The following is a 12893-nucleotide window of genomic DNA, read 5'->3' on the forward strand; positions in this document are numbered from 1 at the left end:
TGCGGATTGACGATTTCGAAGAAGGTGCCGTCCTCCCGTCCCACCAGCGCCACGCGCAGGGATTCGCCGACCTGGTTGGCGGCGATGCCGATGCCTTCGGCTTCCTTCATGGACTCGGCCATCTCCTCCAAGAGCTTCTCGAGCGGAGGGCCGAAGTCAGTCACGGGCTTGGTGGACGAGGTGAGGACCTTATGGGGCCAGATGACGATGTCGCGAGCCATGGGCCGCAATCTGCCATGCACGCCTCCTCAGCGCCGCCCGATTCCGCATGGCAACGGTCCACCGGTTCACACGACGGCCCTGGCCCACCGGGCCCGTTCTCCGCCGGTCCCAAGGCAACGCCCAGCCCCACCGTGGCGCGCGTCAGGACCTCCGCTCCCCATTGAAGCCATCCGTCCAGACCAGCGGGACGCCCTTTCCCGCCGGGAGGCCATGCGGAGTGTTCGCTCGAGCGGCCCTCCAGTTTCACCCTCCGAGCGATGCCATCCGGACAGTTGGCGCGTCTTCACGGACAGGTCTGCTACACCTGTCCCATGCACCCGCACGCCCAACTCATCAATGACTTCTACTCAGCGTTCCAACGCCGGGACGCCCAGGCCATGGCCGCCTGCTACCACCCTGAGGTGGAGTTCTCCGACGCCGCCTTCGTCGGACTCCGTCGCCGGGAGCCCGGTGCCATGTGGCTCATGCTCTGCGAGCGCGGCAAGGACCTGGAGGTCACCTTCCGAGACGTGCAGGCCGATGACCACCGGGGCCGCGCCCACTGGGATGCGACCTACACGTTCAGCGGCACCGGCAGGAAGGTGCTCAACCGCATCGATGCCGAGTTCGAGTTCCGCGACGGGAAGATTGTCCGGCACCGCGACCACTTCGACTTCTGGACCTGGTCCCGTCAGGCGCTGGGCCCCACCGGGCTGGTGCTCGGGTGGACGCCCCTGTTGAAGAAGAAGGTCCAGTCGAAGGCCCGGAAGTCCCTGGACATCTTCATGCGCGAGCGTGGCATTCCCCTGGAGTGAGGAGGACACATGGCACCGCCCGCGAGTGAGCGCCCGTCCGTGGAGACCCTGGACCTCTGGCTCCTGGAGGCCGCCATGGAGCTGCCCACGCCCCTGCACATGCTCGTGGAGCCGAACCCGCACATCGCGCTCAACATGGCGGACGATCCGCGGCTGTCCCGGGAGGAGCTGTGTGAGCGGCTGTCGCTGCTCGCCGAGCGCGGACTCATTCGCGTCCACGCGCTTCCAGACGGACTGCAGGAGCTGTTCTCCCCCGAGGAGATTTCAAGCGCCATTGAGGCCCGGCAGTCCAGAACTCCCTTTGGCTACTCGCTCACGGATGCCGGCGGCGCCATCTGGGAGCACCACGCCAGGCCCGATTGGAGCCGGTTCGTCAACGCGGGGCAGGAGCCCTCCGCCGACGAGGCCCAGGACGCCTGGGTCATCGAGGCCGCGAGCCTTGAAGCCGCGGACGCAGAGTTCCACTTCCATGAGTCACTCGGCGATGTGCATCAGCCGGTGGGCGAGTCGAAACACGGCGAGGTGCTGACGCCATGGCAGGTGACGTACTGGAAGACGCTGCCTCACGGATACCGGCTCCGATACGTCACCGTGCCGCGCCCTGCCGACCCGGCTCGGAGCAGGAGCGTGCCTTCCCGACCGCCTTGGTACACGCGCGTCTGGCTGTGACGCCGCGCCCGCGCGCTCACGGCTCCGATTCGGACGTATCGAGGTGCTGGTACGTCAGCGGGCCGTCCCCCTCGCGGGCCAGTTGGGCCGTGCAGCGAACGTTGCCCCGCCAGTCCAGGAGCTGGAGGCCCAACGTGCCGTCCTCGTGCAGCAGCAGCGAGCCATAGCCGTTGTTACCCAGCTCGGGCCTCAGGTCCGTCCACTCGGGGAAGCGTGGGTGCGACTCCAGGAAACGCACGGGTGCTGGAGACTTCAGGCCCGGCGTCACCGCTCGCACCGGGAGACCCGCGTGCCCCAGGCTTCCTCCCAGGAACGGGAGCGCAGCGCTCCGGTCGAACAGTGCTCCGTAGGGCGTGGCGCCCCAGAACCACAGGTCGACCTGTGCGCGCTCGATCGCCAGTTCCCGGAGGTCTTCCAGCAAACCGGCGTGCCTTGCTTCTCCGTACCGGTAGGGCGCATCGTGGCTCAGGAGGATGTTCGTTGCGCCTCGCTGGCGGCCCTCCTTCAGCACGGACTCCAGCCAACTCAGGAGCGCGGGCTCCTGGTGCCGTCCTGGCTCGAAGTACGCGGTGTCCAGACCGATGAGTTGGAAGCGCTCCGAGGCCAGGCAGAAGTAGCTTCCCTCCTGGACTTGCTTCGCTCGTGAGGCACCCCGCCGCTCGTCCAGGTAGCGGTAGAAGGGTGTGCCTCCGGAACGCATCTCCGGGCCCGCGTTCAACGTCATCAGCGTTGTGACTGGCAGCAGCGGTTCGAGTGGCTCGGCCACGTGCGCGTCGAATTCGCCCCGACGGCCCGCGTAGTACACGCCTCCGAGGTGCACCGCGTACTCCAGCCGCTCGCCTCGCATGATGAGCTGACGGGCCACATAGCGCGCCGGGTACTCGCCCGTGCCGAAGCCTCCGAACAACGCGACCTCCACCGGCCGTCCCGGCGCGGGCTCGCGGAGTTCGTAGCGGAAACGGGTGACGTGATGCGCATCGTCGTGCCGACGGAACTCCGCCCGGTGCCAGCCGCCGTGAAGCCAGGCGCGACCGCTGAACAGGAGCCATCCGCGCAGGTCCGCCACTGGCTCAAAGCGGGTTCGCGAGGAGTCGATGGGGATTTCATTCGTCATCAGCGGGAAGGTGAAGTCCGGCGGCAGTGACGCCGAAGCCCGTGCCTGGAATGCCGGTTGCCGCAGGGCTTGGAGCGCGGCTTCGGGCTCGCGCAAGGATTGCTCCAGTTCCTGGAGCACGTGCACCAGGGCTCCCTCTGAAACGGGCGCGTCCAAGTCCTGGCGGATGAGGCTCAGGACCTCTTCCGGCTCGCGCAGGAAGCGCTCGCGCAGCGCGCCCAGGTCGTCTGGACCGAGCGGCGGCAACTCCGATACGTCGGCGCTCGCGACTCCGGACGTCGTCTGGGCCGTTGCCACGGCTGAAGGAGCCCGGTACCCGAGTGCCGTGTAGAACTCCATCCGCTTGCGGTCCATGAGCGCATCATCGCCCGTTGGCCCGACGCGGGGAATGCCATGCCCGACAGGCCGACGTGGGGATGGCCGAGCCTGCCGCAGGACCGCCACGTTTGCTCATCGGGCCTGAGCAATGAACACAGGGTGGCGCCGTCTACAGCACCCTCCTGTGTCTGGGCAAACCGCTGTCCAGCGCTTGCCCCTGCCCAGTCCCGTGATTCCCGTGCGGCCGAGGGGCGGCTACTGCCGCGCTTTCGCTGCGGCCTCGGTCTCCTGCGCTTTCGTCACCTTGCTCGCGTCACGCTGGTGGCCATCACGGTAGGCGTAGAGCGTGTAATACGAACCCGTGGCGTAGCCCGGCAGCTTTCGGGGATTGAAGACGCTGGTGCTCGACACCGAGCCACCCACGAAGCCCTTGGGCACGTCCACCAGTCGCATCGCGCAGCCAGCCAGGACCAGCCCCGCCACTGGCACGTCGTTGCTCACCAGCGTGCACGTCCCCCGCGCCGTGAAGCGCCCCTCCGGCAGGTTGTAGCGCATGTAGACATTCAGCTGCTGCCCGGCGGGAAAGGCGCTGTCCGTCACCTGGACGCACGCCGTCGCCGAGCCCACGCGCCGGCCTCCCCCGTCCACCACCTTGCCGTCCTTGGGATTGTGCTCTGGCACATACACACTCCCGCCCAGCTTCACGTTCACCTCGAAGGGCGCCGCCGCGCACACCGCCGGGTCCGCGGGGCTCGCCGGGTCCTCCTGCGTGCGGAACTGCATCACCACCTCATTGGCCCCCGCCTGCGCCGACAGCAACAGGACACCCAACATCCCCACCGTACCGCCGAGCTTTCGCGACATGGCGTATCTCCCTCCAGACCGTGAGGGGCTTTTCAGCCCTCCGCTTGCACCCTTCGACGCGCCCCGCGCCAGGGCTACTGCCACGACAGCGTGTATTCGGTGTCGAGCGGCCCCGTCTGCCGGCCGTGCACCTGGACCTGCTTGCCGCCGACTGCCTCGATGACGGCCTGGAGCGTGCCCTCGTGGTAGGCGGGCGGCATGAAGTCCCGCTTCATCGTGAAGATGCCGCTGGTGTCGCCCGTCCACTTCACCGCGCGCTCGCCGTAGCTGACCGCCGCGCGGTAACCCGAGTGCAGGTTGCCCACAAGCCGCTTCGGACTGTCCGACGCCAGCAGCAACAGCGTCTTGCCCGCCGCCGAAGACAGGAAGTCCGTCGTGGCCACCACGCCCATGCGCCGCAGCGCTCCGTCGAAGCCGCCGTGCTCCGGGCCCATCACCTGCGCCGCCGTGAAGGACATCCGCAGGAAGGCAGCCACCGGGTAGTTGAAGAAGTCGATGAAGCGCGTCTCGCCACTGGCCGCCAGACAGCGCTCCACCGCCGCGTCCCCTCCCATCGTGCGAACGGCGGACACCACGCCATTGAAGAAGAGCCCACGGGCCGTGTCGTCTTTCGTCGCCAGCGCCAATCGCGCGTCCAACTCCTTGGCGATATTTGGATCCATCTTGTTCATTACAACCTCACGAGTTGCGCGCCGTAATGGACGTTCGCGCCTACCGCTGCCACCACCACCAGGTCACCACTTCCCAGACGCACGCGTCCTGCTTCCAAGTCCTCAGCCAGAAGGATGAGCATCCCCGCCGCCGACGTGTTGCCGTAGCGGTCCACGTTGCACGCCACCGCCTCACGCGGCAGTCCCGCCCGTTCCACGAAGGCGTCCATCACCCGCTTGTTCGGCTGGTGGAAGTAGTACCGCTCCACCTTCGAACGCAGCTCCGGACGCGGCCCGAGGACGGCGTCGAGGCACTTCTGCATGTACTCCGGATAGCTGCGCGCCACGCGGAAGCCATCCACCACGAAGGCCATGTCCGCCGGGCGCATCCGCCCCGGCTGATACGGCAGCTTCAACAAGCCGCCACCCTTGCGGATGACCAGGTCTCCGTACGCGTTGCCGGAGAAGGACGCCAGGATACCCTCCGCCCCCGACTCTCCTGGCTTCGACTGGAGCACCACCGCGCCCGCGCCGTCGCCGAAGACATACATGGAGAGGTAGCCCTGCAGCGTCTTCGAGCGGCCCGGCCCGGGCGGCAGCTCGTCCGTGTAGACCTCCCGGTTCACCAGCGGAGACGTGAAGGCAGAGGCCACCACCGCCACCGTGCGGAAGCGCCCTCCGTCCATCATCTTCTTCACCATGTCCAACACGTACGGCGTGCCACCGCAGCCGTCGTCCACCACGAGCCCGAACGCGTCCTCGCGCAGCTCCAGCCGCCGGTGCAGCTCCATGGCGTCGTGGTTGAAATGCGGCGCGTCCGGCGTACACGTCACCACGAAGAGCGCGTCCAACTCCTTGGCATCCACACCCGCCTGGGCGAGCGCCTTCTGGAGCGCCACCTCGCACATGTCCGTGTTGTTGGCCGGGTAGACGTGCCCGTCATTCTCGGGCGGCGGAATCGCCCGGCCCGTGGCCTCGTCGATGTCCCAGAGGAAGCGGCGCTCCCGGATGCCGACCTTCTCCTCGATGCGCTCCGCCGGCCACCCTGGGATGGCCCTGGCGATCCGCTCGTTGCTCACCACGCGTGAAGGAACGAAGGCACCGGCTCCGACGACACAGACATTGGGTGTCATTTAATGGCCCCGTTTTTTCACAGCCTCGCCATATGGGAGGGATTCCCTGGCAACGGGGGATTGAGCAGGATTCAGGCCATATACGAAGTCATTGAAACAACTGCCACTGGCGAACAGGACCGATTCATCCGTGAATCATCTTCCAGCCACCGGCGCGACGAAACCACCGGGATTACTGGAGATTTCCAGTGCTTCACAAATGAAGCAGCAACCGTTGCGGATGAAGCACTCCGTCATGAGAATTTCCTCTCAGTGACTGAGCATGTCACCCCGGGTGTCGCCAATGACTTCACTGCACTGTGAAAAGGGCTGCTGCGCGCATGAGTGATTGATGACCCATGCGACGAAGCCGGGCGCCGAGCCTCTCACTGAGAGTATCTGGATTGAAGGGCAGATGAGACAGCTGTGCTGAAATCAACACATCGGGAAGGCCGCCCACCCATTAGGGGCGGCCACTCACCGACCTGGCGCGGCTCAGAACGGGATGTTGTCGTCGTCGTTCGGTGGAGGGATGTCGTCGCCGCCGTAGCTTCCGCCTCCGAAGCCGCCACCGCCCCGGCCACCACCGTAGCCGCCCTGGTTGCCATAGCCGCCCTGGCTGCCATAGCCACCGTCGCCGCCACCACCCGCGTCGCCGCCCCGCTGCCGCGCGATTTCCGCCTCGATGGCGGCGAGCAGCTGGCGCTCCTTGTCGTGCCAGCGCGACTTGCTCGCGTCATTCAGCGTGCGGCGCGCGCCGTTGGCGTAGAACTCCAGGTCGCCCATGCTGGCGCCGACAATGGGTCCGCCCTTGCTGCGGCCGTAGTTGGGGAAGACCATTCCATCACCACCACCACCGCCACCGCTGCTCGCGGGCGCTGAACGCCGCGCCGCCGGGGCCGCCGCGTCCGGCGTGCCGCCGATGGACATCTCTCCCAGCGTCAGCGTGAAGCCCTCGCCGCTCTTGAACGCCGTGCCCACACGCACCTGCTCCACCCGCCCGTCGGGACGACGCACCGCCACGGTGACCGGATAACCTTGCTCGCTCATGCCGGGCCGAATCCCATCCCCGCCCCGCCACTGTCAACGGAGACTCGAAGGGGATGTCCGGGAACCGGTCGCTCGTCCGGCCTGCTCACCGCGCTTCCTGGATTCCACTTGAGCGGCTCGGGCCCGGAGGCCCGAGGGAATCCGCGGAGCGCGGCGCTCGAATCAGAACAGCGAGCCCTGGGAGGAAGAGCGGCCCTTCTTGCGCTTGCCGGCTCCAGCCTTCGCCTTGGTGGTCTTGACCTGGCGCCCACCCTTGGCCGCGGCCTTCTTCGCGGCCGGCGCCTTCTTGGCCACCGACTTCTTCGCGGCGGCCGGGGCCTTCTTCGCCCGTGCGGCCTTCTTCGCGCCCGCGGCCTTCCGACCCGCTGACTTCTTCGCGGCGGCCGGCGCCTTCTCCTCGGCGAGCGGCGGCGGCGCCACGGGAGCCGGGGCCTTCTTCCTGGCGCCCCCTCACGCAGCGCCTTGCTGGCGGCGCGGCCACGCGGCAGCGTCACGTCCTCCACCGATTGCGGAAGCGCGTCGTCCTTCCACGCCGACGGGCGACGGTTGGTCCGCATCAGCAACCGCAGCTTCTGGTAGTGCGCCGAGCAGTACCCCTTGGAACGGCTGGGGCGCTCACAGCCGATGACGGCGCACGCCCGGGTGCCCTCCTCCGCGCGCGCCTGACTGACGACCGGCTTCGCGGCCACGGGCCGGCCCACGGCTGCGCGCCCCCTTGGCGCCGCGACCACCTGCTTGCGGCCTCCGCGCGTGGACGCGGGCAGCTCCGTGGGCGTCCGCACTCCCGCCATGGCGCCGAGACGGCTGGTCAGCGGCGCCAACCGGTGCGTCACCTCACGCAGCAACTCCAGGGCCTCCAGGCCTTCCTCCATGCGCCGGACCGCCTGCTGCAACGGGACCAACTGCGCATCGAGTTCGCGCCGGAAGACTTCGCCAAGAGCATTCGCAATGGACATTGCTCGGGAGAATACACCGGGCCCCGGGAAACCGGTGTGAAAACCTGTGCTTGGCTCGCACCAATCGTTGACCGGCGGGCGAAGCCATACATCCCGTGAGGTCGGCCCCTCCCGCCAGCGCAGCGCCTACCCCCGGACGCTGACGGTGGCTGGCGGCTCGGCCCGAGGGAGGGCGCGCTCCGGGGCCTCCCGCTGGAGCTCGGGCGGCCGGCTGACGGCGGCCGTCCCGCAGGTGCGCGCCGCCAGGGAGCAGGCCCCCACGAGCAACAGTGCTGGAACAAACAGGTGACCCATGGCGCCTCCCTCGAAGCAAGTGACGGACGTGAATGCCGGCCAACCCCGCGGGTCTCCTCTCCGCGAGTCCGCCCGGCTGCTTCTGCCCGAGACATACGAACGAGCTTGCCGTTCGGGTCTGACGTTCCCGGAGCCCCGGGTACGTGAGCCCCCCAGACACCGCGGCGGATGTTAAAGGGATGGGGCATGAGCCAGGCGCCCACTCCCGTCCGCTTCAAAGGCACCGACACCTACCTGACCCACGAGAGCCTCCAGGCCGCGGTCAACTGCGCGCTCACCCTCCAGCGCCCCCTGCTGGTGAAGGGCGAGCCCGGCACCGGCAAGACGCTGCTGGCGGAGGCCATCGCCGAGGCCCTGGGGCACCGGCTCATCACCTGGCACGTGAAGAGCACCACCCGCGCGCAGGACGGCCTCTACGTCTACGACACCGTGCAGCGCCTGTATGACTCGCGCTTCAACGACGGGGACGTGCGAGACATCCGCAAGTACATCCGCCAGGGGCCGCTGGGCGAGGCCTTCTCCTCCCCCGAGCGCGTGGTGCTGCTCATCGACGAGGTGGACAAGGCGGACCTGGAGTTCCCCAACGACCTGCTCCACGAGCTGGACCGGATGCGCTTCCGCGTCACCGAGACGGGTGACGAGGTGGTGGCGAAACACCGCCCCGTGGTGGTGATTACATCCAACAACGAGAAGGAGCTGCCCGACGCCTTCCTGCGCCGGTGCGTGTTCCACTTCATCGACTTCCCGGACGCGGAGCTGATGCGCCGTATCGTCGACGTGCACCACCCGGGCCTGGACAGCGCGCTGTCCGAGCAGGCGCTGAAGGTCTTCTACGAGCTGCGCAGCTTCACCCGCCTGCGCAAGAAGCCCTCCACCAGTGAGCTCATCGACTGGATTGCCGTGCTCAAGGCCCAGGGCGTCAACGACCTCAAGCTGGATGAACAGCTCCCCTTCCTGGGCGCGCTGCTGAAGAAGGAGCAGGACCTGGTCTCCGTGGCGGAGGCCTTCGGGCGCGGGCGCCGTCCCCGGGCCTGATGAGGCGCTGCCATGTTCCTGCCCTTCTTCTACGAGCTGCGCCGGCGCGGGCTGAAGGTCGGCGCCCAGGAGGCGCTGGCGCTGGCTGGCGCGCTGCGAGCGGGCCTGCACGACAGCCACCTGGACGGCTTCTACCATGTGGCCCGGGCGCTGCTCGTGCACTCGGAGACGCAGCTGGATGCGTTCGACCAGGCCTTCCTCGCCCACTTCCAGGGCGTGGAGTCGGCGAGCCTGGAGCTGACGCAGGAGCTGCTCCACTGGCTGGAGGAGGCCCGCGAGCGGCCCGACCTGAGCCCCGAGGAGGTCGCGCTGCTGGAGCAGCTGGACCCGGAGGAGATTCGCCGGCTCTTCGAGGAGCGCCTGAAGGAGCAGAAGGAACGCCACGACGGTGGCAACCGCTGGGTGGGCACTGGCGGCACGTCGCCCTTCGGCAACAACGGCTTTGGCCGCGAGGGCATCCGCGTGGGCGGCGGCGCGGGCAACCGCCAGGGACGCGCGCTGATGCAGGCCGGGGCCCGGAAGTACGCCGGCTATCGCGACGACGTGGTGCTGGACACGCGGCAGATGGCGGTGGCGCTGCGCAAGCTGCGCGCCTTCGCCCGGGACGGCGCGCCGGACGAGCTGGACGTGGACGAGTCCATCGCCGCGACCGCGCGCAACGCCGGTGAGCTGGAGGTGGTGACACGGCCGCCGCGACGCCCCAACACGCGCGTGGTGCTGGCCATGGACGTGGGCGGCTCCATGGACCCGTACGCGGCGCTGGTGAGCCGGCTGTTCAGCGTGGCCAGCCAGGCGACGCACTTCAAGGAGCTGCGCACCTACTACTTCCACAACTGCGTCTACGGAAAGCTCTACGCCACGCCGCAGCTCACGGGCGGAATCACGGTGCCGGAGCTGGTGGCCCAGGTGGGACGGCACCACAAGCTGGTGATGGTGGGGGACGCCTCCATGGCGCCCTACGAGCTGTCCATCCGCACCGACGCGCAGGGGCACTACAAGACGGACGGGCTGGAAGGGCTGACGTGGCTGATGCAGCTGGCGCAACACTTCGAGCGCAACGTGTGGCTCAACCCAGAGCCCATGGGCACGTGGCGCTCGGGGACCATCTCCGTGATTGCCCGCGTGTTCCCCATGTTCGCCCTGACGGTGGAGGGCCTGGGTGAAGCCGTCACGCACCTGACGCGCGGACGGACCGTGAGGGGCGCGGCGGCGCGGCGCTGAGGCGGGTCCGTAGGGCGCGCGGGATTCATTCCCGTGCCCCCCAGGGCAGGAATTCCGGGTGCGCCCGTGGACTGGCGGACGGCCGGGCGAGCCCCAGCGCATTTGGTGCAGCACCTGGAGCGTCACTTGCGGCATGGTGCGCGCGCACGCGAGCGGGACCGCGAGGACACCATGACAACCGACAAGCAGGACGTGCTGGCCATCAACACCATCCGCACCCTCGCCATGGATGCGGTACAGCAGGCCCACTCGGGCCACCCGGGGGCACCCATGTCCCTGGCCCCCGTGGCGTACCAGCTCTGGCAGCAGGAGCTCCGGTATGACCCGTCCCACCCCATCTGGCCGGACCGGGACAGGTTCATCCTGTCCAACGGCCACGCCTCCATGCTGCTGTACGCGCTGCTCCACCTGGCCGGGGTGAAGCGCGTCACGCGGGAGTACACCGTCGAGGACGCGCCCACCGTGTCGCTCGAGGACATCAAGAAGTTCCGGCAGCTCGACTCGTCCACCCCGGGCCACCCCGAGTACCGGTGGACCAGCGGCGTGGAGACGACCACCGGCCCCCTGGGCCAGGGCGTGTCCAACAGCGTGGGCATGGCCATGGCCAGCCGCTGGCTCGCGAGCTACTACAACCGCCCCGGCTTCGAGATGTTCGGCTACGACGTCTACGCCATCTGCGGCGACGGCGACCTGATGGAGGGCGTGGCGTCCGAGGCGGCGTCCATCGCCGGCCACCTCCAGCTGCCCAACCTGTGCTGGATCTACGACAGCAACCACATCTCCATCGACGGCAGCACCGACCTGGCCTTCACCGAGGACGTGGGCCGGCGCTTCGAGGCCTACGGCTGGCGCGTGCTGCGCGTGCCGGACGCCAACGACTTGAACGCCATGGGTGAGGCGCTGCGCACCTTCAAGACGGCGCGTGGCAAGCCCACGCTCATCATCGTCACCACCCAGATTGCCTACGGCGCGCCCAAGCTCCAGGGCTCCTCCAAGGCCCACGGCGAGCCGCTGGGCGACGAGGAAATCAAGGGCACCAAGCGCTTCTACGGCTGGCCCGAGGACGAGAAGTTCCTGGTCCCCGACGGCGTGCGCGAGCGCTTCCAGGAGCGCATGGGCGCACGCGGCAAGCAGCTGCGCACGGCGTGGGAGCAGAAGTTCGCCGAGTACCGCAAGCAGTTCCCCGAGCTGGCCGACCAGCTGGAGCGCATGCAGCGCCGCGACGCGCCCCAGGGCTGGGACGCGGAGCTGCCGACGTTCCCCGCCGACGCCAAGGGACTGGCCACGCGCGACTCCAGCGGCAAGGTGCTCAACGCCATCGCCAAGCACTACCCGTGGCTGGTGGGCGGCTCGGCGGACCTCAACCCGTCCACGAAGACGTACATCACCGGTGGGGAGGCGATGAAGCCGGGCGAGTACGCGGGGCGCAACATCCACTTCGGCGTGCGCGAGCACGCGATGGGCTCCATCGTCAACGGCCTGTGCCTGAGCAAGCTGCGCGGCTACGGCGCCACGTTCCTCATCTTCAGTGACTACGAGCGCCCCGCCATCCGCCTGTCCGCGCTGATGGAGCTGCCCGCCATCCACATCTTCACCCACGACTCCATTGGCGTGGGCGAGGACGGCCCCACGCACCAGCCGGTGGAGCAGCTGGCGTCGCTGCGCGCGATTCCCGGCATCATCGTGCTGCGCCCCGGTGACGCCAACGAGGTGGTCGAGTCGTGGCGGGTGATTGCCCAGCAGCGCAAGCACCCGGTGGTGCTGGTGCTCACGCGCCAGCCCGTGCCCACGCTGGACCGCAGCAAGTTCGGCGCGGCGTCCGGCGTGGCTCGCGGCGGCTACGTGCTGTCCGAGGCGGAGGGCGGCAAGCCGGAGGTCATCCTCATCGGCACCGGCAGCGAGGTGTCGCTGTGCCTGGACGCCCAGGAGAAGCTCAAGGCGGACGGCATCCCTTCGCGCGTGGTCAGCCTGCCGTCGTGGGAGCTGTTCGAGGCGCAGTCCCAGGAGTACCGGGACAGCGTGCTGCCTCCGTCCGTGCGCGCCCGCGTCGCGGTGGAGAAGGGCGCCGCCTTCGGCTGGGAGCGCTTCGTGGGGCATGACGGCAACATCGTCGCCATGCGCAGCTTCGGCGCCTCCGCGCCCATCAAGGCGCTGCAGCAGAAGTTCGGCTTCACCGCGGACCACGTGGCTCAGCAGGCGAAGGACTCGCTGAAGAAGACGAAGACGCGGCCGTAGCCCGCAAAAGAAGGAGCCTCGGACCGTCCCCCAACGGTCCGAGGCCCTCGGGCCTTTTCGGCATCCAGGTGCTCGTCCTGGCGGACTCATGGCGCGGAAGGGTGCGACCCCCGTCGCATCCCAGCCCCCCGGCTGGGGTTCCCCCCACGCCATGAGCCCTTCAGGTCACTTCACCGTCGTTCCCGGCTGCCTCGTGGGCGTGAGCGTCGCGTCCCCCCGGTCGCATCCCGGTTCCCCCGAACCGGCTTCCGCTCGCACCTTCAAGTCCTCCAGGTCCGACTGACTCGTTCGCTCGGGAGGTTCGCCCCCAGCGCCGCCCCCGGCCGGCCCCCGTGCTTCGAGCCCCGCTCCGTGCTGGA

General features: G+C 68.6%; 14 protein-coding genes (1 of these 14 running past the window's edge). 6 read left to right on the top strand and 8 right to left on the bottom strand.

What is annotated here, in order from left to right; translation table 11 throughout:
* Window positions 1-221, bottom strand: partial view of a peptide deformylase gene (gene def, locus QEG98_RS40455; protein WP_090491261.1) — the start only. It extends 286 nt beyond the left edge of the window; only the first 221 of its 507 coding nucleotides appear in the window; the start codon lies at window positions 219-221; the stop codon falls past the left edge of the window.
* Between the two features lie 312 nt (window positions 222-533).
* Here def and QEG98_RS40460 point away from each other — a divergent pair, with 312 nt between their 5' ends.
* Both QEG98_RS40460 and QEG98_RS40465 read left to right on the top strand, forming a co-directional pair.
* Entirely contained in the window at window positions 534-1016 is a 483-nt protein-coding gene (locus QEG98_RS40460; protein ID WP_090491260.1) for a nuclear transport factor 2 family protein, read from the top strand.
* A gap of 9 nt (window positions 1017-1025) precedes the next feature.
* Window positions 1026-1685: a hypothetical protein gene (locus tag QEG98_RS40465; RefSeq protein WP_316565152.1), complete on the top strand. Its 660-nt coding sequence runs from the start codon at window positions 1026-1028 to the stop codon at window positions 1683-1685.
* A 16-nt stretch (window positions 1686-1701) separates the two neighbouring features.
* On the opposite strand, the gene QEG98_RS40470 is transcribed toward QEG98_RS40465, so the two are convergent.
* From QEG98_RS40470 to QEG98_RS40485, 4 genes are all read right to left on the bottom strand, one after another.
* Window positions 1702-3153 (bottom strand): hypothetical protein, encoded by a 1452-nt coding sequence (locus QEG98_RS40470; protein WP_316565153.1) that lies wholly within the window; start codon window positions 3151-3153, stop codon window positions 1702-1704.
* A 219-nt stretch (window positions 3154-3372) separates the two neighbouring features.
* Window positions 3373-3981 (bottom strand): hypothetical protein, encoded by a 609-nt coding sequence (locus QEG98_RS40475; protein ID WP_316565154.1) that lies wholly within the window; start codon window positions 3979-3981, stop codon window positions 3373-3375.
* 74 nt (window positions 3982-4055) lie between these two features.
* Entirely contained in the window at window positions 4056-4652 is a 597-nt protein-coding gene (locus QEG98_RS40480) for a DUF2378 family protein (RefSeq protein ID WP_011557265.1), read from the bottom strand.
* Window positions 4652-5764: a 3-oxoacyl-ACP synthase III family protein gene (locus QEG98_RS40485; RefSeq protein ID WP_141588495.1), complete on the bottom strand. Its 1113-nt coding sequence runs from the start codon at window positions 5762-5764 to the stop codon at window positions 4652-4654. The genes QEG98_RS40480 and QEG98_RS40485 overlap by 1 nt, the downstream gene beginning before the upstream one ends.
* 3 nt (window positions 5765-5767) lie before the next feature.
* On the opposite strand from QEG98_RS40485, the gene QEG98_RS40490 reads away from it, so the two are divergent.
* The gene (locus QEG98_RS40490; protein WP_316565155.1) at window positions 5768-6067 is read left to right on the top strand and encodes a hypothetical protein; all 300 of its coding nucleotides are present in this window, start codon (window positions 5768-5770) and stop codon (window positions 6065-6067) included.
* Window positions 6068-6238: 171 nt separating this feature from the next.
* On the opposite strand, the gene QEG98_RS40495 is transcribed toward QEG98_RS40490, so the two are convergent.
* The 3 genes from QEG98_RS40495 to QEG98_RS40505 all read right to left on the bottom strand — a co-directional run bounded on the left by QEG98_RS40495 (window position 6239) and on the right by QEG98_RS40505 (window position 8043).
* A complete protein-coding gene (locus QEG98_RS40495; RefSeq protein ID WP_316565156.1) occupies window positions 6239-6793 on the bottom strand; it encodes a hypothetical protein in 555 nt (184 codons plus the stop codon).
* A gap of 162 nt (window positions 6794-6955) precedes the next feature.
* On the bottom strand, window positions 6956-7213 hold the full coding sequence (locus QEG98_RS40500; RefSeq protein WP_316565157.1) for a hypothetical protein: 258 nt from the start codon (window positions 7211-7213) through the stop codon (window positions 6956-6958).
* Window positions 7214-7875: 662 nt separating this feature from the next.
* Entirely contained in the window at window positions 7876-8043 is a 168-nt protein-coding gene (locus QEG98_RS40505; RefSeq protein WP_167371122.1) for a hypothetical protein, read from the bottom strand.
* 186 nt (window positions 8044-8229) lie between these two features.
* On the opposite strand from QEG98_RS40505, the gene QEG98_RS40510 reads away from it, so the two are divergent.
* The 3 genes from QEG98_RS40510 (at window position 8230) to tkt (ending at window position 12534) form a co-directional block, all read left to right on the top strand.
* Complete coding sequence (locus QEG98_RS40510; protein ID WP_141588497.1) at window positions 8230-9078, top strand: AAA family ATPase; 849 nt, start codon at window positions 8230-8232, stop codon at window positions 9076-9078.
* A gap of 12 nt (window positions 9079-9090) precedes the next feature.
* Window positions 9091-10299, top strand: coding sequence for a vWA domain-containing protein (locus QEG98_RS40515; RefSeq protein WP_090491252.1), 1209 nt, complete (start codon window positions 9091-9093; stop codon window positions 10297-10299).
* Window positions 10300-10470: 171 nt separating this feature from the next.
* Window positions 10471-12534 (top strand): transketolase, encoded by a 2064-nt coding sequence (tkt, locus tag QEG98_RS40520; protein WP_186817878.1) that lies wholly within the window; start codon window positions 10471-10473, stop codon window positions 12532-12534.
* Window positions 12535-12893: the final 359 nt, after the last annotated feature.

The organism is Myxococcus sp. MxC21-1 (genome assembly GCF_032612255.1).
Lineage (GTDB): Bacteria > Myxococcota > Myxococcia > Myxococcales > Myxococcaceae > Myxococcus > Myxococcus virescens.

Excerpts from the sequence above, each read along its gene's own strand:
- QEG98_RS40470 (WP_316565153.1), bottom strand. The coding sequence starts at position 3,153 with ATGGACCGCAAGCGGATGGAGTTCTACACGGCACTCGGGTACCGGGCT.
- tkt (WP_186817878.1), top strand. The coding sequence starts at position 10,471 with ATGACAACCGACAAGCAGGACGTGCTGGCCATCAACACCATCCGCACC.
- QEG98_RS40495 (WP_316565156.1), bottom strand. The coding sequence starts at position 6,793 with ATGAGCGAGCAAGGTTATCCGGTCACCGTGGCGGTGCGTCGTCCCGAC.
- QEG98_RS40510 (WP_141588497.1), top strand. The coding sequence starts at position 8,230 with ATGAGCCAGGCGCCCACTCCCGTCCGCTTCAAAGGCACCGACACCTAC.
- QEG98_RS40465 (WP_316565152.1), top strand. The coding sequence starts at position 1,026 with ATGGCACCGCCCGCGAGTGAGCGCCCGTCCGTGGAGACCCTGGACCTC.
- QEG98_RS40460 (WP_090491260.1), top strand. The coding sequence starts at position 534 with ATGCACCCGCACGCCCAACTCATCAATGACTTCTACTCAGCGTTCCAA.
- QEG98_RS40505 (WP_167371122.1), bottom strand. The coding sequence starts at position 8,043 with ATGGGTCACCTGTTTGTTCCAGCACTGTTGCTCGTGGGGGCCTGCTCC.
- QEG98_RS40490 (WP_316565155.1), top strand. The coding sequence starts at position 5,768 with ATGGCCCCGTTTTTTCACAGCCTCGCCATATGGGAGGGATTCCCTGGC.
- QEG98_RS40485 (WP_141588495.1), bottom strand. The coding sequence starts at position 5,764 with ATGACACCCAATGTCTGTGTCGTCGGAGCCGGTGCCTTCGTTCCTTCA.
- QEG98_RS40475 (WP_316565154.1), bottom strand. The coding sequence starts at position 3,981 with ATGTCGCGAAAGCTCGGCGGTACGGTGGGGATGTTGGGTGTCCTGTTG.
- QEG98_RS40480 (WP_011557265.1), bottom strand. The coding sequence starts at position 4,652 with ATGAACAAGATGGATCCAAATATCGCCAAGGAGTTGGACGCGCGATTG.
- QEG98_RS40515 (WP_090491252.1), top strand. The coding sequence starts at position 9,091 with ATGTTCCTGCCCTTCTTCTACGAGCTGCGCCGGCGCGGGCTGAAGGTC.